At 40.8% G+C, this 24,711-nt stretch carries 24 protein-coding genes; 12 read left to right on the forward strand and 12 right to left on the reverse strand.

Translation table 11 applies throughout. The annotated features are described in order from the left end of the window. Positions 1-69 precede the first annotated feature (69 nt). The 10 genes from IV512_RS17650 to bla form a co-directional block, all read right to left on the reverse strand. On the reverse strand, positions 70-576 hold the full coding sequence (locus tag IV512_RS17650; RefSeq protein ID WP_209405787.1) for a hypothetical protein: 507 nt from the start codon (positions 574-576) through the stop codon (positions 70-72). Positions 577-883: 307 nt separating this feature from the next. Beyond that, entirely contained in the window at positions 884-1,435 is a 552-nt protein-coding gene (locus IV512_RS17655) for a hypothetical protein (protein WP_209405789.1), read from the reverse strand. A gap of 17 nt (positions 1,436-1,452) precedes the next feature. Then, on the reverse strand, positions 1,453-1,623 hold the full coding sequence (locus tag IV512_RS17660) for a hypothetical protein (RefSeq protein WP_209405791.1): 171 nt from the start codon (positions 1,621-1,623) through the stop codon (positions 1,453-1,455). 317 nt (positions 1,624-1,940) lie between these two features. After that, a complete protein-coding gene (locus IV512_RS17665) occupies positions 1,941-2,732 on the reverse strand; it encodes a hypothetical protein (protein ID WP_209405793.1) in 792 nt (263 codons plus the stop codon). Positions 2,733-3,131: 399 nt separating this feature from the next. Next, positions 3,132-3,959 (reverse strand): hypothetical protein, encoded by an 828-nt coding sequence (locus tag IV512_RS17670; protein WP_209405795.1) that lies wholly within the window; start codon positions 3,957-3,959, stop codon positions 3,132-3,134. 157 nt (positions 3,960-4,116) lie between these two features. Beyond that, positions 4,117-5,094 (reverse strand): hypothetical protein, encoded by a 978-nt coding sequence (locus IV512_RS17675; protein ID WP_209405796.1) that lies wholly within the window; start codon positions 5,092-5,094, stop codon positions 4,117-4,119. 97 nt (positions 5,095-5,191) lie between these two features. Further along, positions 5,192-7,108, reverse strand: coding sequence for an ATP-dependent endonuclease (locus IV512_RS17680; RefSeq protein WP_209405798.1), 1,917 nt, complete (start codon positions 7,106-7,108; stop codon positions 5,192-5,194). A 157-nt stretch (positions 7,109-7,265) separates the two neighbouring features. After that, a complete protein-coding gene (locus tag IV512_RS17685; RefSeq protein ID WP_209405800.1) occupies positions 7,266-7,655 on the reverse strand; it encodes a hypothetical protein in 390 nt (129 codons plus the stop codon). Between the two features lie 248 nt (positions 7,656-7,903). Next, positions 7,904-9,523 carry an alkaline phosphatase D family protein gene (locus IV512_RS17690; RefSeq protein ID WP_245224922.1) on the reverse strand — a complete coding sequence of 540 codons (1,620 nt, stop codon included), beginning with the start codon at positions 9,521-9,523 and terminating at the stop codon, positions 7,904-7,906. Between the two features lie 161 nt (positions 9,524-9,684). Next, entirely contained in the window at positions 9,685-10,422 is a 738-nt protein-coding gene (gene bla, locus IV512_RS17695) for a subclass B1 metallo-beta-lactamase (RefSeq protein WP_209405804.1), read from the reverse strand. A gap of 48 nt (positions 10,423-10,470) precedes the next feature. On the opposite strand from bla, the gene IV512_RS17700 reads away from it, so the two are divergent. Continuing rightward, positions 10,471-10,851: a GTPase gene (locus IV512_RS17700; RefSeq protein WP_209405806.1), complete on the forward strand. Its 381-nt coding sequence runs from the start codon at positions 10,471-10,473 to the stop codon at positions 10,849-10,851. Here the strand turns inward: IV512_RS17700 and yihA are convergent. Continuing rightward, positions 10,848-11,465 (reverse strand): ribosome biogenesis GTP-binding protein YihA/YsxC, encoded by a 618-nt coding sequence (gene yihA / locus IV512_RS17705; RefSeq protein ID WP_209405808.1) that lies wholly within the window; start codon positions 11,463-11,465, stop codon positions 10,848-10,850. The two genes, IV512_RS17700 and yihA, sit on opposite strands and share 4 nt — an antisense overlap. 81 nt (positions 11,466-11,546) lie before the next feature. Beyond that, entirely contained in the window at positions 11,547-12,311 is a 765-nt protein-coding gene (locus IV512_RS17710; RefSeq protein WP_209405810.1) for an alpha/beta fold hydrolase, read from the reverse strand. A gap of 243 nt (positions 12,312-12,554) precedes the next feature. Here IV512_RS17710 and mraZ point away from each other — a divergent pair, with 243 nt between their 5' ends. From mraZ to IV512_RS17765, 11 genes are all read left to right on the forward strand, one after another. Then, entirely contained in the window at positions 12,555-13,028 is a 474-nt protein-coding gene (gene mraZ, locus IV512_RS17715; protein ID WP_209405812.1) for a division/cell wall cluster transcriptional repressor MraZ, read from the forward strand. Then, positions 12,997-13,917: a 16S rRNA (cytosine(1402)-N(4))-methyltransferase RsmH gene (gene rsmH / locus IV512_RS17720; protein WP_371743318.1), complete on the forward strand. Its 921-nt coding sequence runs from the start codon at positions 12,997-12,999 to the stop codon at positions 13,915-13,917. The genes mraZ and rsmH overlap by 32 nt, the downstream gene beginning before the upstream one ends. 12 nt (positions 13,918-13,929) lie before the next feature. Further along, entirely contained in the window at positions 13,930-14,256 is a 327-nt protein-coding gene (locus IV512_RS17725; RefSeq protein WP_100871184.1) for an FtsL-like putative cell division protein, read from the forward strand. Then, positions 14,256-16,262 carry a penicillin-binding protein gene (locus IV512_RS17730; RefSeq protein WP_209405814.1) on the forward strand — a complete coding sequence of 669 codons (2,007 nt, stop codon included), beginning with the start codon at positions 14,256-14,258 and terminating at the stop codon, positions 16,260-16,262. Before IV512_RS17725 ends, IV512_RS17730 begins: the two co-directional genes overlap by 1 nt. After that, complete coding sequence (locus IV512_RS17735; protein WP_209405816.1) at positions 16,259-17,722, forward strand: UDP-N-acetylmuramoyl-L-alanyl-D-glutamate--2,6-diaminopimelate ligase; 1,464 nt, start codon at positions 16,259-16,261, stop codon at positions 17,720-17,722. The genes IV512_RS17730 and IV512_RS17735 overlap by 4 nt, the downstream gene beginning before the upstream one ends. Before the next feature lie 63 nt (positions 17,723-17,785). Further along, complete coding sequence (gene mraY / locus IV512_RS17740) at positions 17,786-19,006, forward strand: phospho-N-acetylmuramoyl-pentapeptide-transferase (protein WP_209405818.1); 1,221 nt, start codon at positions 17,786-17,788, stop codon at positions 19,004-19,006. Between the two features lies 1 nt (position 19,007). After that, complete coding sequence (gene murD, locus IV512_RS17745) at positions 19,008-20,342, forward strand: UDP-N-acetylmuramoyl-L-alanine--D-glutamate ligase (protein ID WP_209405820.1); 1,335 nt, start codon at positions 19,008-19,010, stop codon at positions 20,340-20,342. 29 nt (positions 20,343-20,371) lie between these two features. Further along, complete coding sequence (locus IV512_RS17750; RefSeq protein ID WP_209405822.1) at positions 20,372-21,568, forward strand: FtsW/RodA/SpoVE family cell cycle protein; 1,197 nt, start codon at positions 20,372-20,374, stop codon at positions 21,566-21,568. Then, complete coding sequence (gene murG, locus IV512_RS17755) at positions 21,555-22,652, forward strand: undecaprenyldiphospho-muramoylpentapeptide beta-N-acetylglucosaminyltransferase (protein ID WP_209405824.1); 1,098 nt, start codon at positions 21,555-21,557, stop codon at positions 22,650-22,652. The genes IV512_RS17750 and murG overlap by 14 nt, the downstream gene beginning before the upstream one ends. Further along, positions 22,649-24,001: a UDP-N-acetylmuramate--L-alanine ligase gene (gene murC / locus IV512_RS17760; RefSeq protein ID WP_209405826.1), complete on the forward strand. Its 1,353-nt coding sequence runs from the start codon at positions 22,649-22,651 to the stop codon at positions 23,999-24,001. Before murG ends, murC begins: the two co-directional genes overlap by 4 nt. Further along, on the forward strand, positions 23,991-24,710 hold the full coding sequence (locus IV512_RS17765; RefSeq protein WP_209405828.1) for a cell division protein FtsQ/DivIB: 720 nt from the start codon (positions 23,991-23,993) through the stop codon (positions 24,708-24,710). Before murC ends, IV512_RS17765 begins: the two co-directional genes overlap by 11 nt. Position 24,711 lies beyond the last annotated feature (1 nt).

The raw sequence follows: 24,711 nt of genomic DNA on the forward strand, positions 1-24,711 counted from the left end.
CACTTATCCTACGGCCTTTGAGTAAGCACTAAACCGCAATTTTTCTAATACGGTGATATGGGCTGGTTTTTAATTACTTTTTACTAAATGATTGTTCCATTCAGTAGGGATTTCATTCAAGGCATAAACTTTTAGTTCCTCTTTTTGATTACTTGCGGTTGATAGCACCAATGTTTCATTTAGGAATTCAGTATCTAATTTATACATTGCTCCAGTCGCAGGGTCAATTATTAACACTCCTATAAGTCCACCCAAAAGTATGTTTCCAAAATACCAACCATCAAGTCTAAATTCTACAGGAACAGTTTTTGAATCATAACCATTCTTTGTGAAAGTTACTTGATATCTTGCTTTTCCAAAAAATCCACTTCCTGATTTAAGTTTTAGATTTGCTGGTGTTTGTCCAGAAAAGATTTCAATTCCTTTCTTGTCTTTAATAACAATTTTGGCTTCACACGGGGTACTATTGATTGATATTGGATATCTACTTTTGCTTACAATCGAAGCGCAACTTGAAAAAAGAAATGTTGAAGCCATGAAAATAGCTATCAATATGAGGTAAGAATTTTTATTCATTTATTAGTTATTTAAAATTGCCTAATCATAAGGCTTTTCGGTTTCGCCTCGTTTTTATAGTGGTTTCTGAACTCCACTTTTTTGTTCCGTGTCTTAAATTCGAAAGGGTTTTGTCAATTTGCCCATAACGCAGGTCTATGTGAAGTCGTGCGTTTTGATATTTGATTGTCGTACCGAAAGATACGTAAAAGGGAAAAATACAAGTGAGAAAATCACATGGTATACCCATCAAAAAAAAGGCTTATAACAATCCGTTTTGTTGCCGGTCAGGGGCTTGTGCAACGGTAACTATTGTTGTTTGTGGTTTTTATATATTATCCGGTTTAGTAAAAAATTCAATTACTTTTTTATCATTAGACATTAGGTTTTCAATATGTTCGTCCATTTCTTGCGAAGACATAATCGTTGAATTTAGTTGCAATGAACGCAGAGTTCCATCCTTTTGAGGTGCAATTAATATTATTCTTCCAATTCTTAAATCGAACAATCGCATATTGACGATTGCATAGTCATTTCTATCCGCAGTCAAAAATGAAATAAATTGTATTTCGTTAGACTTTGTTTTAACAAATCCTTGTCCGATGTAATGTGGATGATTTCTTGATGTAATACTTACATTTGTATGTGAATATCTTTTTAAATCAATGCTATCAGTCAAAACCGCAATTGTGAAGAAAACTTCGTTTGGTTTGTCATCTATAAATTCTTGGTTAATCGCATTTTTATTTATGTACAAAGAATGATAGATTATTTTCTTGTCTTTTAAGTCAAACCCTTTCCAATTACCTGAATTTCCCAAGCCGTTGAAAGTGGTGTCAATTAGATCATAATCAGGAACTGGAAAAACTCCGTTTATCATTGGTTTTCCGCTAATTTCTAAATTTTCTGTATCGGCTTTCCAATTTTTTGAACTCCATTTTGTTGAATCATTTCTGTTTTTGTTATGGATTTTTTCTTTTCAAGGTTCCATTCAAATCTACTTTCCTTTTCTTGGGCTTTACAACCAAATGCAAGAATTAAGAAAATATATGTGATTGCTCTATTCATAAGATTTTGTTCAAATTACACACAACGCCGCGCTATGTGAAGTCCGGCGGATTTTATGAAATATAGCAAAATCACCATAAATATGCCATGTCATGTTTCGTAACGAGTCCGCGCGAGCGGACGTGCCGTTAGTGATTTTTCGGTATTGGGAATAAAATCCGCTCGATTCCTATTCGGCCCATCTGTAAAGCTTCAAAAATTGACTTTTCAACACTGGACCTGAAAGAAAAAAGCCCCTTAAAGAGGCTTATAACAATCCCTTTTTGTTGCCGATCAGGGGCTTGTGCAACGGTTACCGGTGTTGGCAACTGGTTTTTTTAATTCCAATTTCGAAGTGTAAAATCTATTTCATTTAATTTTTTCAGTTCAATTAATTCCCTAAACACAAAACCTGTACCTATTTGGTATTTACTATCTTTAATTAAATAGTCAAAATTTAATTTTGCTTTTGCAGTCGCCTCGACATAAAAATTCAAGCCTGTCATACTTAAATGGTAAAATCCATATTTATCTAAAATCTCAAGTCCGTAGTCATTAAACGGAAGTTCGTGTGATAATTCCAAATCTTCTGTGATTCTTACGCCATCACTACTCTTTAAATAATATAAAGGTAATTCTCCACTATCGTGTCTTACAAATTCTCTTATTCTATCGAATTTATTGTCAAGTCCATTTTCTGTATTTCGATGGTATTCTTGAAGAAAAATATTGTAAATACCTCTTTTAAATTTTCGAGTTAATTGATTTGCATATGTTGCATTTCGTCTGTAATCAATATTCAACTTTAAGGTTTTGCTAGTGTGATAATAGTTGAAAAATTGAGATTTGAATTTTTTCCAAGAATTAGAATCTTTTTTATTGGTAAGTAGAAATTTATGAACATTGAAAAACTCCTTTAAAACCTTGTCAACTGAATATGTCACTTTATCCAATTTATTATCACTACCGAAAAAATTATTGCAGGAATCACAAATATCAAATCCAATGTTGTGAGAATTTAGTTTTTTTGGGATTGTGTGTGGTTTAGTGTAAAAACCCACTTCTGGTTTCGATTTTAAGCACCAAATACATTTCCCTTTTCTAATATATTCTTTCTTGTTCGTGGTCATTTTAACTTGTTGCCAACACCGCGCTATGTGAAGTCCGGCGGATTTTATGGAAATATAGCAAAATCACCATAAATATGCCATGGTAATCCGGCTTCCGCTTAATGCCGTGGCATGTTTCGTAACGAGTCCGCGGGAGCGGACGTGCCTCTAGTGATTTTGCGATATTGGGAATAAAATCTGTCGACCAGATTGCATATAGCTGTTGTGCCCCTTGCCCTAGGCAGCGAAAAACCACAAAGAATGCGCTGTACGAAAGCAGTAGGTCTTCAGTTGAAGAGGTGTGATTTATACCTTTTCGGGTATAATTTATTTGATTTTTTTTAGTGTTATACCTAATGAAATATAATTAACGGAAACAATATGTAATATATAAAACCTGCAATTGGCAATGTACATTTATTAGTTGACCTCAGAATCTGGTGGCATCCAACTAATTGCATAGGTTAGGCCAGGAGTTGGATCTTTAACTCTTAAAGTAGCCTTTTTATCAAACTCATATTCAAATCCGTTTTGAATTATTTCTGTTTCTTTTATATGTATTGTATGTGTACCACTTACAAAACAAACTGGGTAAGGTTTTCCAGATAGTTCTTTTAACTCATATGGAAATATTATGGCTAATTCTAATTCATCCATTGGGACTAAAACTTTTGAAGCACAATATTCATTTTCCCAATCAGTGTTCTTGTAGCGTTGTTGAGCTTCCTTTTTAGTACTGGTGTAACCTTTTTCAACTTCTTGAGTACATTTAAATCCAATTTTACAATCCGAAGTAGAACAATGACCTAATATTGTGAAATTACCTTTGTATTCAGAGTAATCTTTTCCATTGGAACGAAATTTTAAATCACGCATTACAACTGGGTAATCTGAATCATTTAATTCTATGACTACAGGTTTAGAAATTCGAACACCATTTCCTTCTGCTGTAAAAGTGTAAGGTATTTTTAGATTTGAAAACTCTTGAAAGGGTTCAAGCCCATCCCATAACGATTGAATCACTGCATTACCATTTCCATCTAAATGAAATTCTTTTACTTGTCTTTTTATTCTGTATGAATAGTTAGGTGTATGCCGGCTTAAAGTTTTTATGGCTTTGGCTAATTCTTCTTTGGACTCCTTTAACTCTTTAATTTTTTTATTATTTCGAATATTGAAAACAAAAGACAAAATTGCAACGAATGCTATTATTGAAGAAATAATAATTTGTAATGTACCTTGTTCCATTGAATGATGTTTAATCTCTAAGGCCGTAACAATTTGCATAAAATAGACAATGGTCATTAGCTTCAATTTATTTTTAAATCTATGGGCCTAGAAAAGTATGGTCTCAGATCAAAGAAAAATTTGTTTGTTTTTTAACTCAGTTCTTTGTTATGCACCGTTATTCTTTACGATATGATTTTAAAAAATCTTTAAATGCAGAGACAGTTTCTAAATCAAAATCTTTTTCAATTTTTGCTTTTTCAATATTTAATAATGTTTCTTGATTTTGTAATTTAAAATTCCGCTCAGTTTTTGATAAATTTAGAATTATTTGCTCTACTAATTTTTCATTTTTAGTAATGTAAGCAATTTTTAAAGAGGATGAAAGAGCGGAAAGGTTTGTAAGTTCATTTTGAAAATACTTAGCATCTTCTAAGTTGTTTTTATAAAGTCTTAAAAAGAAGAAAGCGAATAACTGAATGAAAACTACAAAAGTAATTCTGGGTAAAAAGTGAAGAACAAAACTGCTGATGTCAGCATATGTATTATCAGATAGAATCGAAAGAGCTAAAATTGTTATAGATGCAATTGTACCAATAATACCAATCACTAAATTTACTATTGAATTTCGTTGAATTCGGTCAATATATTGCTCGGTATTTTCTGTTAAAGGCGATAGTTCAGTAATCAACGCATTTGAGATAAATTCTGCCTCTATTCCTTTCTTGAATCTTTTATCAAGTTTTGATATTAGAGAATCTTCCAAATTATCTACTACTTTGCTGTAAATAGTTTTTTCAACATCTAAAATTTTTGGGTTTTTTAGTAAAGCTTCATTAATAGAGGATGTTAAATTATTTTGCTTCTCAATTTCACGTTTGTATCTGTATAGAGTTTCAATACTGTTTTTTTCTTTGTCAGAATTTAAAAATTTTACGAGTAAAGGAAGAGCAGCTGTTAATAAAGCGGTAATTAAAACTAGAATCTTTATTGAATCTGTTTTATCAGAAATTAATTCATCTTCAAAAAAGTTTTTACTTAAAACAAAAAAAACCGTTAGACCACCTAAAATAGTAATCAAGAATGCAAAAAACATTCGGTTGTCGTCAAAAATTAATCTGAACAATATTTTCGTGAAACTTTTTTTATTCTTCATTCAGTTTTGTTTTAATTGTGCATTATCGGTTTGTATATGGTGCGTTGTCGTCCCGCAGGGCGGCTATGCACTATATACCTAGTTGTACTTTCGTGTTTTATTTTTTCACAAATTCTATAATTCTAGCAGTTAAGTCGATTAGCAACTGAGATTTGATTCCTTCATTCCATGCTAATTCTAAACTCTTTGCAATCGCTAGAGGATTCTTTTTTAATCCACCTGCATTTCCATAAAATGCAGCTGCTTCGTCTTCATATTTTTTTAAATCCTGTCCGAGTTCATTAATAATTTCATTTGTCAAGTTGGTTTGCCATGCGGTCAAGTTATCTTTAATTACCGTACTTGCAAGCCACTCGTCAACATCTGCATAGTTTTTTAATGAGAGAATTGCTTTGTTATCTTTTTTATGTTTTGGAACCTCATGTTCCGTTGTTTTATCAGTATCACTATCGTAGACAACGAAAGTTGGTATGTCAAGAAGTTTTGCCATTGCTAACGGCTTGATTAACTTGTTTTTCCCTTCTACGGGAACAATGTGACAACCATGGCGCCTGAACTCGGTCATACCATCTGTTAAGAGCAAGTAAGAGCTTATGTATGCAATATCTTCATGACCTTCAACTAAAATCAATTTTTTACAGAAGAACATTTCATTCACAACTGGATTTAGCGAAGGGTAAAGTTTGGCAACCATTCCACTTTCAGTCACAAGCTTTTCTCCAACAGAATGTAATTCTGTGGCCAAAGATTCATAGGTCAGTCTTTTAATTTTTGTTTCACTCGGTTCTCCTTCTTCACGAGCAAGTCTAATCTTATCAAAGCTATCGCCTGGAATAAATAGAGGACTATGTGTACAGATAATAATTTGAGAATTTGATTCAGATAACTCAATTAAAGTTTCGGCCAAATACCTTGCCTGTGGTGGGTGCTGAAATAGCTCCGGTTCTTCAATCCCCATTAATAAAGTAGGAACGTTTTCAGGGTCAAACATTGATAGTTCCTGAAGCAAAGCGAGCATATACGAGCGTTGCAAGCCATGTCCAAACCTTGACAATTCACCTTCAAATCCCCTTTCACCAACTTTAAGTCCTGCTAAGGGTTCTTCAATCTTGATTGATTTGTCAGGGTCTTGTTTCCACTGAATTGAAGCGGTAATATTTGGGTGTGCCCAATTTGATAATCTATTCTGTAGAGAACCCGAAATATCATCAAGAGTTTTTTGCTCTGCGTCTAAGAGCTTCTGATATTCAGCTCGCACATTGTTTCTTAAATCCCTAATGTTCTCGTCAAAAGATACTTGAGAACGGACAGTTCTAGCTAGTAATTGTCCTAAAGCTGATTTGGTAGATTCTTCACTTTCTTCAGTTGCGTCTTTTATCGCTGGGACAAAAATCCATTGAATGTGAGATTCTAATTTATTAACTCCGCGTGAAACCCCATAGAATTGGTCTTCACTTGGTATTAAGACACATTTTTCAGGGTTTTTGCTCTCGTAATCATGTAATGCGGATATCATATCTGCCTTTGAATTGGCACTAGAAATGTCCTTATACTTTTCCCTGAATGATTTGAATATTTCCTTTAATTCCGCTGCTTTTGCTCCGCTTTTATCAGCTTCAAAAAACTTTCGAAACCCCTCCATTCCTAATCTGTTTCCAAACTGCTTTACATCTGCCTTTTCAGTAATAGCATCATAAACAGCAATAGCCGTTATTATCAATTTATCTTGTCGAACATAATCTGCCAACTCTTCTTTCGCTTGGTCTGATAAGGCAGAAAAAGTAACCGTAATTCTTATCGGCTGACTTATATTGGCATGGTGAAAGTCATTCGATGAAAGTTTCAGCAAATCGGTTTGACTGTCTTTGCTCTGTCTAAAGAATAAATTAAGTGCATGAAAAACTGTCGACTTACCAACTCCATTTGGACCTACAAATGAGGTGTAATCATCAAATTCAATTGTTTCGTTTTTAAAGGCACGGAAGTTTTCTATTTTTAATGATTCAATTTTCATTGGTAGGTTATTTTAAATGCACCACAACGTTTATGTATAAGAATAGTTGCGGGTTTGTATGCGAGGATTTTCCGAAGGAAAATCAGAAGTTACAAACATGCAACGACCTTTGATTTAGCACTACACCGCAATTATTTTTATACGGTGTTGCCAATAGTTATTCTTCTTCGGTTTCGTGAAAATCACTAAAATTCACTTCTTCGTCATAGTCCAAATTCGGATATTTATCGTCAAATCGGTTGTGAAGAACTATATGTAATCGTTTAAAAAGAATGTCAATAATTTCTTTTTCGTCCTCAACTTCGCACGACATACTCACAATGTGTTCTTTTTCCTCTGTACTTCTTTCTTTGTCAACACAAAGAAGTGAAACACTAAAACCGTCAGTTCCATAAAGTGATATTCCGATAGGTTCAAATCTTTCAAAATTCAAGTCAAAAAACCTTGCTAAACTTTTAATATCATCTCCTTTAGGACCACCAAATGCGTCAGATATATCCGCAGAAACGGTTCCTTTAAAGTCGTTATATTGAGTACTTGCTTTCATATAATTTAATTTTCAATTTTTGTTTCCGTTCTGTTGCTCTTAATTATTGGCTTCACATAAATATATATTACTCCATACTATTTAAGTGACTTATATTTAGTGTTTTATTGCCAAAGAGCATGGGTCTTGTCAAACCCATCTTTTCCAATCGCAAAATACCGCAAGCGATTCACCTTTCTTTACAGAAAAGCGTAATCAGCCATATCTTAAATCTGGGGGGGAGTAAAGCCTTAAAAATACTATTTTTTCTATTCTAACGCTACCGTAATCGGCCAGCCCTCAAATTGTTGGGCGTTGGCTTGAGTTACATCGGCATCACGGGCCCAACATTCAAAAGTGGCAGTTTCATCCTGCTTGTTCAATCGGGTAAGTCCGTAACCGCCCCCGGCCGATTGGCTTTCAGGGTTGACGTAGGCCATCATACTTATCTTGTTGCCAAAACCGTCGAGATAATCGCCTGTCCACGGTAGGCTGGTATCGGTATTGGGGTTGGGGCCGGCCTTTTCATCTTCGGGCCACCACCAGCGGCTGTAATAATCGTTCACGATGGCGGGCACCACAAAAGACCAGGGGCCATCGCCAAATTCGTTAATGCCCTGTTTAATTACGGTCGCCAAATGCTGGTCGCCGGCAATGTGTATGGCCTTGGCATCTTTGATCAACTGTAGCGCCTTGTTTCGGCCCGTTTGCGGCCAACCGTTACTATCGAGGTCGGCATGCAGCCTATTTTCCTTGTTTCCGTGAATATGGGCACCCCCACAAAAGCCGGTCTGTGATAGCACCACTTTCAGGTGGTCGGGGTTTTGCTGCCCCCAATCTTCCAAAAATTGCAACTGACGGTCGCCCAAAAGGGTGAGCCCCGGTAGATCGATACTCGCCGGGTCGTACTCGGGGTTGCGAATATGGTCGGGTCGCGGCCCTTGCTGCGGTATTTTTCCGTTCGGCCCAGATTTGAACTTGCGGTCTTCCAGAATGGCAAAATCGACACCGCCCCAGCTGAGGTTGGTATAATAGACACCAATACCCTGTTCGATAGGAGTAGGATCGTAGGGGTCGGGCAAATGGGCCGTTTGGCAGCGCTCTACCATTTTCACGTATTCGTGGTGGTAGGTGTAGCCGCCGTCATTGGAACCTTTTACGACGGACTTTTTACCATTTTCGCCCCAAAGGTTGCCCTGGCCGATATCGTGGTCATCGGGTATGCTAATGGCAGGCCGGTTTCTAAAGGTTTCCCGAAACTGCAGCCCGAATTTGAGCCATGCGGCCGTATGCTCGGTATGGTCGTACGATTGGTCGCCCGCAAAAAAGATAAGGTCGGGGTCTTGGTGGTTGATGTTGCGCACATAGTTTTCGCGCATGCCCCGGTCTTGGTTGCTGTTGCAGCTCAGGGCGGCAATGGAAACCTCATTTTTGTTCACGGGATTTTTACGAATGAGGCCCTCGTACATCGCTTTTTCGCCATGGCGGATGCGGTAGGGCACATTGGCGGTATCGTCCCAATTCTCAACTCGAAAAAGGGCCGACCAGCCCAGGTCGTTTACCTCTGCGGACTGTATTTCTTTCCATTCCCCTTCTTGTTGTACTTCGAGACGTACCTTTCTGGTCTCCTCCGGATATAGGGGGTAGAGCTGGGCACTCATTTTTAGCACGCCCCCGGAAACGGTATAGATGCCAAAGGCTACCACTTGATCACGTTCTACATTTAAATCGATTATGGGGTTCTCGGCGCGGTTCCACCAATCGTTGATGCTGAGGGTGTCTACATTATCAAAAGGAGCGGTTACGGGCGGTGTGCGCTCGGCGGTTTTCTTTTCGGCGCAACCCAAAATAAAAAGGGCGATGAGGGGTAAGAGGTAGTAATTCTTCATGTGGGTTCGGGTTTGCATTTATGTTGGTATACGTGTCAGGTCGAGCGCAGTCGAGAACTCGGTGTTTTGGTTTTCAATCTTGGTCAGGTCGAGCGCAGTCGAGACCTCATTAGTTTTTTTTAATTTTTGTCAGGTCGAGCGTAGTCGAGACCTCAATTTCATTAGGGTTCTTTAAAAAGTTGAGCGGTATAGTCGAGCAATTCCGTTCCGCCATGTGAGCCATGGCCGGGGATCACAATTTTTAGTTCAGGAAAGGCATTTTTCACGCGCAGGGCGGTGGTGCTCCATTCGCTAACATTGGCATCGCCCAAGTAGCCTTCGCTGGCATTCATTTCCTTTACCAAACAGCCACCAAAAAGCAGCTGGTCTTCGGGTACGTAGCTCACTATATTGTCTCGGGTATGGCCTTCACCTATAAATCGGTGGATGATCTTACCATTGCCCACCGGCATTTCCAAGGTTTCGGTAAAGCCGTTTTGCGGTATGTGGTTGCCTTCTTTTTCGGCCAGCTCTAGCGTCAGTTCATTGCCGTAGGAGGGAATCCCTTTTTGGTGAAAGGCTTCCAGCCCGCCCACACAGTCGTCATGAAAATGGTTGGCGACCACGGCGGTAATGGTTGTTTGCCGTGTTTCTGTAATCCAACGGATCAATTCTTCGCTTACCTCGGCATCCACGGGCGTATCGACCACTACGGCCTCGTTTCCGTTCATATACACGAGTCCGTTACAGGCCACTTTTCCAAAGGAATCCGTTTGCAAATAAGAAACATGAATAAAGCTATTTTCGGTAAGGGGTATGATCTTTAAATTCTCGGAAGTGTAAGTAACTTTGGGTTTTTGAGACTTACAACAAACCAGTAACAGGGCCAAGAAAAGAACGAAAGGCAGTTTTTGGGTCATGGGTCGGTTTACGATTACACCATAAATATAGCATATTACCTTACAATTATGGAGAACGAGAGAATTCGAAAATTGATTTTTGTGTACCACGCAGATGCCGACCTAAAAAGTAAGGTAATCGACGGGGCGCATAAAATTTTGAGTCCGTCGACCTATGCGTGTAACCTTTGCGCTATTACCTACGGGGCATTTACCGAAAATCGCACGTGGAAAAAGTTTCGCGAAACCAGCGCCATTGAAATGGAGTTTTTGCACAAAGACGAGTTCAAGAAAAACTACGCTTCGAAATTCTCGCACAAATTCAGTTATCCCGTGGTATTGGCAGCTACCGATAACACGCTTGAACTTTTTGTGGGTACGCAGGCCTTGAACGAATTGGAGAATGCAAAGGAACTGATCGCACTTATCGAACGCCAACTGCGGGCTTAGTTTTGAAGCGCCTTAAAGAATTCGATGTTGATACCTTCGATATAGGCCAGCAGTTCGTCGCGACCGAGATTTTTAGAAGATGAGGTGATAAAATAGGCAGGGGCCTCTTCCCACACCCCTTTTTCCAATTCTTTGAGATAGGTGGTCACGTTTCTTTCGATGGCCTGTGGTTTTAGTTTATCGGCCTTGGTAAAGATGATGCAGAAGGGCACGCTGTTTTCACCGAGCCACTCCATAAATTCCATATCGATTTTTTGGGGCTCGTGCCGAATGTCGACCAAGACGAAGGCACAGACCAGTTGTTCTCGCTTGGCGAAGTAATCGGTAATGTATTTCTGAAAGGTTTTTTTGCTCTTTTTAGAGACACGGGCATAGCCATAGCCCGGTAAATCGACCAAAAACCAATTTTCATTGATTTTAAAATGGTTGATCAGTTGGGTCTTTCCCGGCCGCCCGGAAGTCTTCGCCAAACTTTTACGCTCGGTCAGCATGTTTATAAGCGACGATTTGCCCACATTGGATCGGCCGATAAAGGCGTATTCGGGCAAGACTTCGTTCGGGCACTTGGCCACGTCGGTATTACTGATGATAAAATTAGCCGATTTAATATGCACGGTAAAAATTTAGGTTCTAGAACAAGCCTAAGTTAATATAAAAGTAAAAAAGAATGGCAGCGCTCAGCCCTGATCGACCAATTAGAAACCTCGTTTCTCGAACCAGGCGGCCAATATGGTATTGAACTCTTCGGGGTGTTCCATCATCGGGGCGTGACCACATTTCTCGATCCAGAACAATTCAGAATCGGGCAAGAGCTCATGAAACAGGTCGGCCACGTCGGGTGGGGTTACCTCGTCTTCCTTTCCCCAAATTATACAGGTCGGGGTTTCCATTGTCGGTAGGTCGTTCGCCATATTGTGTCGAATGGCGCTCTTGGCAATGGCCAAGGTCTTGATTATTTTATTACGGTCGTTAACGGTGGCAAAAACTTCGTCAACGATATCTTTGGTAGCAACGGCGGGGTCGTAAAAAACGGCCTCGGCCTTCTTTTTGATAAATTCATAGTCGCCCCTTCTGGGGTAGCCATCGCCCATAGCACTCTCATAAAGCCCGGAACTTCCGGTAATAACGAGTGCCTTTACCATTTCAGGGTACATTTTGGTATGTAAGAGTCCGATATGCCCACCTAGTGAATTGCCCAATAAAATCACGTTTTTTAGGCCCTTGAATTCAATGAAATCTTCAAGAAATTTAGCGAACTGCTTCACGTTGGTCTTCAACATGGGCATGTCGTAAATAGGTAGTTCGGGCACCAGAACTTTGTATCCTTTTTTGGGGAAATAATCGGTGACACCGTGAAAGTTACTAAGCCCGCCCATAAGGCCGTGCAAAATAATGATGGGGGAGCCTTCCCCTATTTCCAAGTACCTGTATTTTCCCTCTTCTATAATATTGTTTTCCATTCAGGGGTGCTTATCGTCGTGGCCAAATATAGGCATTTCATTATTACGGCAATATCATTTAATGGGCTATAAAGTAATCAATTTTATCGCTATCCCACAATACAACCTCCGATAATACTTAAGCTCGGTGTACATAACATATGCACAAAAGCCACTATTTATCAACAAAGTGGTAAATTGTGGTAAAATGTGGTAATAAAATTTGTAATTTTGAGTTATAGTACTGAAAAACTAGCCATTTAAGTGATCAATTTCATTGGAACATACGATTGTAAAGCTGATGCCAAAGGTAGGGTAATGGTTCCGGTTGCGCTAAAAAATCAGATGGCACCTGTGCTAAATAAAGGCTTTGTGATCAAAAGGTCGGTTTTTCAGCCCTGTTTGGAATTGTACCCGATGGAAGAGTGGAATTTGCTCATGCAGAAGATGAACAAGAAGAATCGGTTCAAGAAAAAGAACAACGATTTTATTCGACGTTTTTCGGCAGGGGTAAAGATGGTAGAGGTCGATGCCACCGGACGGTTGTTGATACCTAAAAATCTTGTTGAGATTGCCAAGATCGATAAAGAGGTAGTGCTGAGTTCCGCTATCAATATTATTGAGATTTGGGATAAGGACAGCTACGAGAAGGTTCTGGAAGAAACTGCGGAAGACTTTGCCGCATTGGCCGAAGAAGTCATGGGTGATGACGGAGACGATGGAGAAGATGTATCATAGCCCGGTTTTGTTGCAAGAGTCCGTTGACGGGCTGGCCATAAAAGAAGATGGTGTGTATGTCGATGTTACTTTCGGTGGCGGTGGGCATTCAAAAGAGATATTGAAACGATTGGGAAGCGAAGGAAAATTGTTCGCTTTCGATCAAGACGAAGATGCGTTTGAAAACGCCCTTGACGATGATAGGTTTACGTTGATCGGAGAGAATTTCAGGTTCATCAAACAGTTTTTAAAGTTCTATGGCATTCGGAAAGTGGACGGAATTTTAGCCGATTTCGGGGTTTCATCACATCAGTTCGATAAGGCCGAACGTGGTTTTTCTACCCGTTTCGATGCCGACCTCGATATGAGAATGAGCAAGCGCAATGTTTTGTCGGCCTATGATGTGGTCAACAAATACGATTACGACGAGTTGAGAAAAGTGCTTTTTCAGTACGGTGACCTTCGCAATGCCAATGCAATGGCAACGGTAATCATAGAGCAGCGAAGTAATGGCGCGATCAAGACCACGGCCCGTTTGAAAGAGGTGTTGCAGAAGTTCTTGCCCAAGGGCAGGGAGCATAAAATTTTGGCACAGATCTATCAGGCCATACGCATAGAGGTAAATCAAGAGATTGCCGTGATCGAGGAGTTTTTGCTGCAAACACCCGATTTGTTGGATGAAGGCGGAAGGTTGAGCCTTATCAGCTACCACTCTCTAGAAGACCGTTTGGTGAAACGCTTTATACGTGCAGGGCAATTCGAAGGGGAACCGGAAAAAGATTTCTACGGAAACATTTCGGTACCGTTCAAGAAAGTGGGCCCATTGATAGTTCCTTCACGGGAAGAGATAAAAAGAAACAATCGCGCTCGAAGTGCGAAGCTAAGAATTGCGAAACGCATACAGGATTAAATAAGAGTAGAAGTGAAAAACGGATTATTGAACATACTAAAAGGAAAGTTTCTGGTGAGCGACGATGCGCCCAAGCATTGGCTGTTCATTCTCTTTATTTCTTTCTTGGCCACGGTAATGATCGGTAGTTCGCATAGCGCAGATAAAAAAGTACACCAGATTGCCGCTTTGAACGAAGAGGTGAAAGAATTGCGCAGTGAGTTTGTTGATGTACGTTCCGATGTGCAAAAACTAAAGCTAGAATCTACGGTAATGCAGATTGTAGAGGAGAAAGGCTTGTTTCCGCCGGCGGTTCCTCCCAAACAGATAAAAGTAAAATCAGAAAATAAAGAAGAATAGTGGCCGTAACCGAAAAGAACATATTGACCCGATTGTACTTCGTGGTGGCATGTCTATTCGTGTTCGCCGGGGCCATTCTATTCAAACTGGTCGACATTCAATTGGTGCAGGGCGAAAAGTACCAAGCGCTGGCCATGAAGCGTACCGAGAAGATGTTTACCATTGCGCCGAATCGGGGTAACCTGTATTCCGATGATGGTAGTTTGTTGGCTACTTCGGTTTCTCGCTATACCATTCGATTTGACGCCGTTGCGGTAAAAGATGTCGATTTCAAAGAGAATATAGTTCCGCTTTCAAATGCCCTGTCTAAAATGTTGGGCAAATCGTCTTCACATTATCAGCAGGTATTCAGAAAGGCCAGAGTGAACAAAAACAGGTATGCCTTGATTGCCAGAAATTTGGACTATTCCGATTACATGGCGGTAAAAGAGTTTCCACTTTTTAATAAAGGTCCGTATAAGGGCGGCTTGATCATCGAGCAAAAAACCGTTCGTGAGCATCCTTTAGGTAAGATTGCGGAACGTAGCGTGGGTTATGAGCGTGTCGATGAGAACGGGTATTATACACGAGTGGGATTGGAAGGCGCTTTCGGTCAGTATTTAAGAGGGGTCGAAGGCAAAAGATTAAAGCAAAAGATAGCAAAAGGCCAATGGAAGCCTATCGGATGGGAGAACATTGTTGAGCCCAAAGACGGTTATGACGTTATTTCTACCATCGATATCAATATACAGGATATTGCCCACCATGCTTTATTGGGGCAGTTGGAAAAATATAAAGCGGACCATGGCTGTGTCATTGTTATGGAAACCGAGACCGGCGAGGTAAAGGCGATTTCCAATTTGGGTCGTACCGAAGCCGGAAAATACTACGAGCGGTTGAATTACGCCATTGGTGAGTCTCACGAACCTGGGTCGACCTTTAAGTTGATGACCATGGTGGCCGCCTTAGAGGATCAAGTGAAAGATACCAGCGATATCATCGACACCGAAAAGGGAACATGGAAAATATACAACCACACGGTTCGAGATTCGAAGCATGGCGGCTATGGTGAAATTTCTTTTGCCAAGGCTTTTGAGGTGTCTTCGAATACGGCTTTTGCCCAGGTAATCCATAATGGGTACAAGTCGAACCCTGATAAGTTCGTAAACCGTTTGATGGCGATGAACGTTCATCGTGAGCTTGACCTGCCCATCAGGGGCGAAGGTAAGCCCGTTCTTCGATCACCGGGCGATAAAGGTTGGTCGGGTCTTTCATTGGCGCAAATGGCCTATGGGTATGAAGTTTCTATGACGCCCCTGCAAACGCTGACATTTTACAATGCCATTGCCAACGATGGTGAAATGGTAAAGCCAAGATTGATCAAAGAAGTAAAGGAGTGGAACCAGACCATCGAAAAATTCGATAAAGAGGTAATCGATGCTTCTATCTGTTCAAAAGAAACGGCAGCAAAGGTTCAAGAGCTTTTGAAAAATGTAGTGGAGAAAGATTATGGTACCGGTCACGGACTTTATTCTCCTAATTTCTCAATGGCTGGGAAAACGGGTACGGCCCAAAAGAATTATGTTTCAAAAGATCCTGACAAGCTAAAATACATTTCTACGTTCGCTGGATATTTTCCTGCGGATAATCCGAAGTACTCCTGTATCGTGGTCATTCATGAGCCAGACAAGAGTGTGGGTTACTATGGTGCCGATGTTTCCGGTCCGGTATTTAAATCCATAGCACAAAAGGTATACGCCACTTCGCCATTGATCGACGAGGTCGAGATGGATAAGGTAGAGGATGAAGATTTGGAAAAGAACTATCAAGAATACTACGCCGAAGCCCAAAAAAAATACAATAAAGTGCCTAACGTAAAAGGGATGAGCGGTATGGATGCCATTTCGATTTTAGAAAACCTCGGCATTGAAGTAGAGGTGAAAGGCAACGGAAAAGTAAAAACACAGTCAGTATCACAGGGTACCGACATCAGACAAACAAAGAAAATAACGCTAGAGCTATCTTGAAACTGTTAAAGGACATACTATACGGGGCCGGCCTTAATGCCGTAAACGGCTCTACCGATATTTTGGTGAACGAAATCTGTTTCGATTCGAGAAAAGTTGCTATGGACGATGTTTTCGTTGCCATCAAGGGAACCCTGACCGATGGTCATCTTTACATTCAAAGAGCGATCGATTTGGGGGCCAAAGCCATCGTGTGTGAAGAATTCCCCCAGTTGTTGGTCGATGGTATTACCTATGTCGAGGTCGAAGATGGTAACACGGCTTTAGCGGTCATGGCTTCCAATTACTACGGTAATCCCTCTAAAAATCTAAAATTGGTCGGGGTTACGGGTACCAACGGTAAAACGACGATCAGTAGCCTGTTATATCAGTTGTTCAAAAAAGCGGGGTACAAGGTGGGGCTGCTTTCCACTATAAAAATTATGGTCGATGATACGGTTCATGCGACCACACATACCACGCCCGATGCTCTGACCATCAACAAGCATCTAAGTTTGATGAACGAGGTGGGTGTTGAATTTTGCTTTATGGAGGTCAGTTCCCATGGTATTCACCAAAAAAGAACCAAAGGTTTGGTCTTTGAAGGTGCCATCTTTACGAACCTTTCGCACGATCATTTAGACTACCACAAGACTTTTGCCGAATACCGTGACACGAAGAAGATACTCTTTGACGAGTTACCGAAGAAAGCCTTCGCCCTCACCAATATCGACGACAAAAACGGAGCCGTGATGTTGCAGAATACCAAGGCCAAAAAATATACTTACGCGTTGCAGAACTTCGCCGATTTTCGAGGTCAGGTACTGGAGGCACAGTTTACCGGGCAACTGTTAAAAATTAACGAACTGGAGCTGTGGTCAAAATTAATAGGCCACTTCAATGCCTCGAATATGTTGGCTATTTACGCCACAGCGGATTTATTGGGGCTCGAGACACTTGAGACCCTTCGACTTTTGAGCGAACTCGATAATGTAGATGGCAGGTTTCAACACCACATATCTGCGACGAAGATAACGGCGATAGTGGATTATGCCCATACGCCGGATGCACTTAAAAATGTGTTGGAGACTATCCACACGTTGAGAACTGGAAATGAACGCGTCATCACCGTTGTGGGGTGTGGTGGCGATAGAGACAGCTCTAAGCGTCCGGTTATGGGTCATATCGCATCGGAGATGAGCAATCAGGCGATTTTTACTTCAGACAATCCTAGAAGTGAATCGCCTGGTGCCATTATCAGTGATATGGAAGCCGGTGTCGAAGCACAGAATGTCAAGAAAACCCTTTCTATCGAAAATAGGGAACAGGCCATTAAAGCCGCTTGTCAAATGGCGGAGTCGGAAGACATCATCTTAATTGCGGGCAAGGGCCATGAAACCTATCAAGAAACCAATGGAAAACGGATAGATTTTGATGATTTCAAGATTGTAAAGAACCTATTAAAAGACTTGAATAAATAAATGGTGATAGCCTTGATCGGCCACCGCATCCTAGGATAACCAGAACCTAGAAACTAGAAAGCTATGTTGTACTACTTGTTCGAATTTTTGGAAAAAGAATACCAGTTGCCCGGGGCGAGCTTATTTCAGTTCATGACCTTTAGGGCGGCCATGGCCATTCTTACCTCTTTGCTCATAGCTACGGCGTATGGTAAGCGTGTTATTCTTTTTCTTCAAAAACAACAAATAGGCGAAAGTATACGTGACCTGGGTCTTGAAGGCCAACAGCAAAAGGCGGGCACGCCGACCATGGGTGGTTTGATCATCATTATGTCGACTTTGATTCCTGTGCTGCTGTTCGCCAAATTAGAGAACATATACATCTTACTGTTGATTGTCACTACCCTGTGGATGGGCTTTATCGGCTTTGCCGATGACTACATCAAGGTATTCAAAAAAGACAAGCAAGGTCTGAAAGGGCGGTTCAAGGTGTTGGGGCAAGTGGTACTTGGTTTGGGAGTTGGGGCCACGCTATACTTTCACCCTAGGGTAACCATGAAAGAAGAGAATAGCAGTCAAATCACCCAACAATTCCAGGTGCGAGATGTAGAGGGTTCCGAGATAAAATCGACGAGTACCACGGTGCCTTTCTTTAAAAATAATGAGCTTGACTATAGCGATTTTATCAGTTGGGCAGGTGAAGGTGCCAAAGATTATGCGTGGTTGGTTTTTATTCCTATTGTCATATTGATCGTAACGGCCGTTTCCAATGGAGCCAACCTTACCGATGGTATCGATGGGCTAGCGGCGGGTACTTCGGCAATTATAGCATTTACCCTGGGCGTTTTTGCATGGGTGTCGGGTAACATCATATTTTCAGATTATCTCGATATCATGTTTATACCCAATTCTGGAGAATTGGTGGTTTTTATCACCGCTTTTGTTGGGGCATTAGTGGGCTTTCTCTGGTATAATACATTTCCGGCCCAAGTTTTTATGGGCGATACGGGCAGTTTGACCATTGGGGGTATTATAGCCGTTATCGCCATCATCGTTCGAAAAGAACTGTTGATTCCACTGCTTTGCGGAATCTTCTTTGCCGAATCGCTTTCGGTTATGATACAGGTAAGTTATTTCAAGTACACGAGAAAAAAATTCGGTGAAGGCAGACGTATTTTTCTAATGTCTCCTATACACCACCACTATCAAAAGAAGGGATATCACGAAAGTAAGATAGTAACCCGTTTTTGGATCATCGGTATTCTATTGGCCATTCTTACCATCGTAACATTGAAGATACGATAAGATGAAACGGTTGGTGATTTTAGGCGGAGGCGAGAGCGGAGTAGGTACCGCCATTTTAGGAAAGAAAAAAGGATATGAGGTTTTTGTATCCGACAGCGGAAAGCTGAAAGAAAAGTATAAAGACGTTCTTGAACATTTTGATATTGATTGGGAAGCCGAGGGGCATACGGAAGCAAAGATCCTGAATGCCGATTTGGTCATGAAAAGTCCGGGAATACCCGATAGGGTTCCGTTGGTAAAGGCGCTCGTCGAAAAAGGCGTTCCGGTAATTTCTGAAATAGAGTTTGCATCACGATTTACCGATGCCAAAATTGTGGGCATCACCGGTAGTAACGGTAAGACCACGACGACCATGTTGACGAACCATCTTTTGAAAGAAGGCGGATTGCACGTGGGTATGGCGGGCAACATAGGTGATAGCTATGCGCAAATGGTAGCGGAAAATGATTTTGACCTGTATGTATTGGAAATTAGCAGTTTTCAGTTAGACGGAATCGTGAATTTCGCTCCGCACATAGCGATTTTAACGAATATTACACCGGATCATTTAGACCGCTACGAATATAAATTCGAGAATTATATCGCCTCGAAGTTTCGTATCGCCGAGAATCAGACCGAAGAAGACTATTTCATCTATGATGCCGATGACCCGGTGATCAGCGAATGGATGAAAGACCATCCGATCAAATCAAAATTGCTTCCATTTTCATTGGAAAAGGAACTGGAAGAAGGCGCTTATTTAAAAGACAATAAAATAATACTGAACATAACTAACGAAACACTCGAAATGACAACAGAAGCACTAGCCTTAGAAGGCAAACACAACGTAAAAAACACCATGGCCGCCATGACCGCAGCCAAATTGGTAAGCATTCGTAAAGAATCTATCCGTGAGAGTATCGCCAATTTTCAAGGCGCACCGCACCGATTGGAGAAAGTACTGAAAATACATCACGTACAATACATCAACGACTCAAAGGCAACCAACGTGAATTCGGTCTTTTATGCTTTAGATAGTGTTAAAACACCTGTAGTTTGGATCGCTGGCGGTCAAGATAAGGGCAATGACTATAAAGAGTTGATGCCATTGGTTCGTGAAAAGGTAAAGGCAATCGTATGCCTTGGGCTTGACAATGAGAAATTGAAGGATGCCTTTGGCAACGTGGTAGATCTCGTAGTAGAGACCTACGCGATGGAAGAGGCCGTTAAAGTAGCCTATAAAATAGCCGGTAGAGGTGATACGGTTTTGTTGTCCCCCGCCTGTGCCAGTTTCGACCTATTTAAAAATTATGAGGATAGAGGGGATCAGTTCAAGAACGCCGTAAAGAATTTATAGTCGATTAAGTAATCTGAAAATAGAGACTGTTGAAAACATTTTTTCAAAATATAAGAGGTGATAAAGCTATTTGGGCCGTGGTGGCCCTTTTGGCCTTGTTCTCTTTTTTACCTGTCTACAGTGCCAGTAGTAACTTGGTATATGTGGTGGGTAGCGGTACTACTTTCGGTCATTTGTTGAGGCACGCCATGCTTCTGGTCTTAGGTTTCGGTATTATTTATGGCGTGCACAGAATACCTACCCATTTCTTTAAGGGGTTATCATTGATTGCCCTTCCGGTGATATTGGTGTTATTGGGCTTTACATTGGCTCAAGGCACTACTATCGATGGGGCGAATGCCAGCCGATGGATCAGTATTCCGTTGGTAGGCGGGTTTCAGCCCTCTAATCTGGCGGCAGTCGTATTGATGATTTATGTGGCACGGTACCTTTCGAAGGTTCGAGATAAGAAAGTTAGTTTTAAAGAGAGTATAGTGCCGTTGTGGCTTCCGGTATTTGTGGTGATAGTTTTGATTCTGCCGGCCAACTTTTCTACGGCGGCCATCATTTTCACAATGGTCTTGTTGTTGTGTTTTTTAGGAGGATATCCTATCAAATACCTATTGGGCATAGTGGGCACCGGTGTTATTTGTTTGGCATTTTTTGTGCTTACCGCTAAGGCCGCTCCGGGTTTGTTCCCGAACCGTGTAGATACCTGGATGAGCCGCATCGAGAGCTTCTCCAATCCGGGAAATTCAGATGCCAATTATCAAATAGAAAGAGCCAAAATTGCCATTGCTACGGGTGGTATAGTAGGTAAGGGTGCAGGTAAAAGCATTCAAAAGAATTTTTTGCCCCAGAGTTCATCCGATTTTATATATGCCATCATCGTTGAAGAATACGGATTGATAGGTGGCATCGTACTCATGCTGTTCTACCTCTTTTTATTGTTTAGAATTACGGTCGTTGCCAACGCCAACCCAACCATATTCGGTAAGTTATTGGTATTGGGGGTAGGTATTCCCATCATATTTCAAGCCTTGATCAATATGGCGGTTGCCGTAGAGCTGTTTCCTGTTACCGGGCAGAACCTTCCCTTGGTAAGTAGAGGTGGTACCAGTAGCTGGATGACCTGTTTGGCCATCGGTATCATTCTCGGTGCGAGTAATAGAGAACAAGCGGTAGAATCAAAAAAATCTACCATAGATGAAACGAACCCTTTAGAGATTTTAAGTGGCCAATTATAAGTTCATACTCTCGGGAGGGGGCACGGGCGGGCATATTTATCCCGCAATCGCGATTGCGAACGAATTGAAAAGAAGATATCCTGATGCGGAGTTTTTATTTGTAGGCGCAGAGGGCCGTATGGAGATGGAGAAAGTACCTCAAGCTGGGTACCAAATTGAAGGTTTATGGATCACAGGGTTACAACGGAAACTGACCCTTAAGAATTTAATGTTTCCTTTTAAAGTAATAAGCAGTTTGTTGAAAGCAGGTAAAATAGCGAATCGATTTAAGCCAGATGTGGTGATAGGTACCGGTGGCTTTGCCAGTGGCCCGATGTTGCGTGTGGCTTCCGGTAAGGGCATGCCCTGTGTTTTGCAAGAGCAAAATTCTTTCGCGGGCATAACCAACAAACTTTTAAAAGATAGGGTCGCTAAAATTTGTGTGGCCTATGACGGTATGGAGCAGTTTTTTCCGGCCGATAAAATAGTAAAAACAGGAAACCCTGTAAGGGGAGATTTGGTTGAAATGAAAAGTGAAAAGTCCGAGGCCCTCAATTTCTTTGGATTGGATAGCCATAAATCCACTCTATTGATTTTAGGGGGTAGTCTCGGCGCAAGACGCATTAACCAATTGATTGCCCAAAAACTTGAATATTTAAAGGCATTAGGTCTACAGTTGGTTTGGCAATGTGGAAAACTGTATATCGATGAGTATAAAAAATACGAGTCCGATTCGATAAAAGTGTTAGGTTTTATGAACCGTATGGATTATGCATATACAGCGGCCGATATGATTATTTCAAGGTCGGGTGCAGGGGCGGTTTCCGAACTGAGTATAGTAGGTAAACCAGTGCTATTTATTCCTTCGCCGAACGTTGCTGAAGATCATCAGACCAAGAATGCACAGTCTTTGGTCGATGAAGATGCCGCTATCATGCTAAGAGAAGCTGAATTGGATGAGCGCTTTGAAACGACCTTTGACAAGTTGGTCGAAGACAAGACGTATCAAGCGAGTTTGTCGGCCAATATAAAGAAAATGGCGCTACCCGATGCTACCAAGCATATCGTAGACGAAATAGAAAAATTATTACCATCGATCAAATGAACTTGAAGCATATTAATAACGTCTTTTTTATTGGCATCGGAGGCATTGGTATGTCTGCTTTGGCACGTTACTTCAAGTTTTTGGGTAAAAATGTGGCAGGCTACGATAAAACCGAAACCCCTTTGACGCAAGAGTTGACGGGTTTAGGTATAGATGTTCATTATGAAGATTCGGTAGACCTTATTCCCGAAAAATATAGAGATGCTACATTAACCCTAGTGGTGTTTACTCCGGCAGTTTCTGTTGAACATTTGCAGTATCAGTACTTTTTGAACCGTGACTATCAAATCAAGAAACGCTCTGAAGTACTTGGTCTAATTACAAAAGATACATTTTGCTTCGCTGTAGCGGGTACACATGGCAAGACGACCACGACCAGTATTCTTGCCCACTTATTAAAGGAAACAAATACCCCGTTTACCGCATTTTTGGGGGGTATTTCAGAAGATTTCAATTCTAATTTTGTTTTCGAGGGAAACGAATTTTCGGTAGTTGAGGCCGATGAGTTCGATAGGTCTTTTTTAAGGTTGTTTCCTAATGTGGCCTGTGTAACCTCAATGGATGCCGATCATCTTGATATTTATGGTGATGCGAGCGAGTTGGAAAAGTCATTTAGGGAGTTTGTGGCCAAGATCAGACCAGATGGAAAATTGTTGGTTCGTAATGGATTGCCTTTAGCAGGGCAAACCTACGGTATAGATGACGGTAGCGATTACTGCATAGAGAATCTTTCGATATTGAACGGAACCTATTTATTTGACATTCGCACCCCTGAAGGAACGTTGAAAAACATAAAATTCAATAAGCCCGGCAGGCATAACCTTTTGAACGGACTTGTGGCATTTGCGATGGCCACAAATTCTGGAAGACCAGCGAAAGATTTGGCAAATGCCCTAGAAACCTTTAAAGGGGTACAACGAAGATTTTCATATAAAATCAAGCGACAAGATTTTGTTTATATCGATGATTATGCCCATCATCCTACAGAAATAAATGCGATTTATGAGGCGGTTTCAGAAATGCATCCCCATAAAAAAACATTGGTCATTTTTCAGCCGCATCTTTTTTCAAGAACAAGGGATTTTGCAGATGAATTCGCCAAAAGTCTTTCGCAATTCGACAGCATTTTACTTTTAGATATCTATCCGGCAAGAGAAAAACCTATTGAAGGGGTTACCTCTCAATGGTTGCTTGAAAAAATAGATAACCCTAATAAAAAAAGAATTGATAAAACAAATCTTATAAAAGAAATAAAACAACAAAATGTTGATGTACTCATTACGATGGGGGCAGGTGACATAGGCTTAGAGGTAGCGAAACTTACAAAAGAATTAGAGAATGGGTATTAAGTATAACTATATTAAGTTGATAGCCTTAATGCTTGTAATCATGGGGCTTTACGCATTTTCGAACCACAGAAACGAGCAAAAAGCCATTAACGGAATGGCTGTTGAATTCGTCGGTGACCAGAATTTATATATCACTCAAGGAGCGGTTAATAAATTGTTAATACAAAAATTTGGCAGCCTTGAAAATGTGCCCAAAGAAAAATTAGTTTTGAATACTATGGAGAAGGCCATCGAGGCCAACGAAATGGTAAAAAGTGCACAAGTTTATCTCACCGTAAACGGAAAATTGGCGTCGAAAATCATTCAGCGCAAACCAATCGGACGTATAGAAGGGGATTCTAAGTTTTATCTTGATGATGAAGGAAAACGCATGCCATTGTCAATGAGCCATTCAGCTCGCGTACCCATAATTACGGGTGATGTAACGGGCGAGAGCTTGGCTGATGTATATGAAATTTTGAACTATATCAACAAAGACGATTTTTTTAGAAAAAATGTGATTGGTATTCATATAGAATCGGAATCTAAGTATCAACTTCGATTTCGTACAGAACAGTTTGTTGTAGAACTGGGCGATATAGATGATTTACATAAGAAGTTCAGCAATTTCAAGGCGTTTTATGCCAAAGCGAAAAGAGATAAGGCATTGAGCGAATACGGCATGGTAAGTTTAGAGTTTAATAATCAAGTAGTGTGCACAAAAATATAAG

It is taken from the genome of Pseudozobellia sp. WGM2 (assembly GCF_017810075.1).
Classification (GTDB): domain Bacteria; phylum Bacteroidota; class Bacteroidia; order Flavobacteriales; family Flavobacteriaceae; genus JADNYK01.

Excerpts from the sequence above, each read along its gene's own strand:
- IV512_RS17650 (WP_209405787.1), bottom strand. The coding sequence starts at position 576 with ATGAATAAAAATTCTTACCTCATATTGATAGCTATTTTCATGGCTTCA.
- IV512_RS17655 (WP_209405789.1), bottom strand. The coding sequence starts at position 1,435 with ATGATAAACGGAGTTTTTCCAGTTCCTGATTATGATCTAATTGACACC.
- IV512_RS17660 (WP_209405791.1), bottom strand. The coding sequence starts at position 1,623 with ATGAATAGAGCAATCACATATATTTTCTTAATTCTTGCATTTGGTTGT.
- IV512_RS17665 (WP_209405793.1), bottom strand. The coding sequence starts at position 2,732 with ATGACCACGAACAAGAAAGAATATATTAGAAAAGGGAAATGTATTTGG.
- IV512_RS17670 (WP_209405795.1), bottom strand. The coding sequence starts at position 3,959 with ATGGAACAAGGTACATTACAAATTATTATTTCTTCAATAATAGCATTC.
- IV512_RS17675 (WP_209405796.1), bottom strand. The coding sequence starts at position 5,094 with ATGAAGAATAAAAAAAGTTTCACGAAAATATTGTTCAGATTAATTTTT.
- IV512_RS17680 (WP_209405798.1), bottom strand. The coding sequence starts at position 7,108 with ATGAAAATTGAATCATTAAAAATAGAAAACTTCCGTGCCTTTAAAAAC.
- IV512_RS17685 (WP_209405800.1), bottom strand. The coding sequence starts at position 7,655 with ATGAAAGCAAGTACTCAATATAACGACTTTAAAGGAACCGTTTCTGCG.
- IV512_RS17690 (WP_245224922.1), bottom strand. The coding sequence starts at position 9,523 with ATGAAGAATTACTACCTCTTACCCCTCATCGCCCTTTTTATTTTGGGT.
- bla (WP_209405804.1), bottom strand. The coding sequence starts at position 10,422 with ATGACCCAAAAACTGCCTTTCGTTCTTTTCTTGGCCCTGTTACTGGTT.
- IV512_RS17700 (WP_209405806.1), top strand. The coding sequence starts at position 10,471 with ATGGAGAACGAGAGAATTCGAAAATTGATTTTTGTGTACCACGCAGAT.
- IV512_RS17710 (WP_209405810.1), bottom strand. The coding sequence starts at position 12,311 with ATGGAAAACAATATTATAGAAGAGGGAAAATACAGGTACTTGGAAATA.
- rsmH (WP_371743318.1), top strand. The coding sequence starts at position 12,997 with ATGACGGAGACGATGGAGAAGATGTATCATAGCCCGGTTTTGTTGCAA.
- mraY (WP_209405818.1), top strand. The coding sequence starts at position 17,786 with ATGTTGTACTACTTGTTCGAATTTTTGGAAAAAGAATACCAGTTGCCC.
- murD (WP_209405820.1), top strand. The coding sequence starts at position 19,008 with ATGAAACGGTTGGTGATTTTAGGCGGAGGCGAGAGCGGAGTAGGTACC.
- murC (WP_209405826.1), top strand. The coding sequence starts at position 22,649 with ATGAACTTGAAGCATATTAATAACGTCTTTTTTATTGGCATCGGAGGC.
- IV512_RS17765 (WP_209405828.1), top strand. The coding sequence starts at position 23,991 with ATGGGTATTAAGTATAACTATATTAAGTTGATAGCCTTAATGCTTGTA.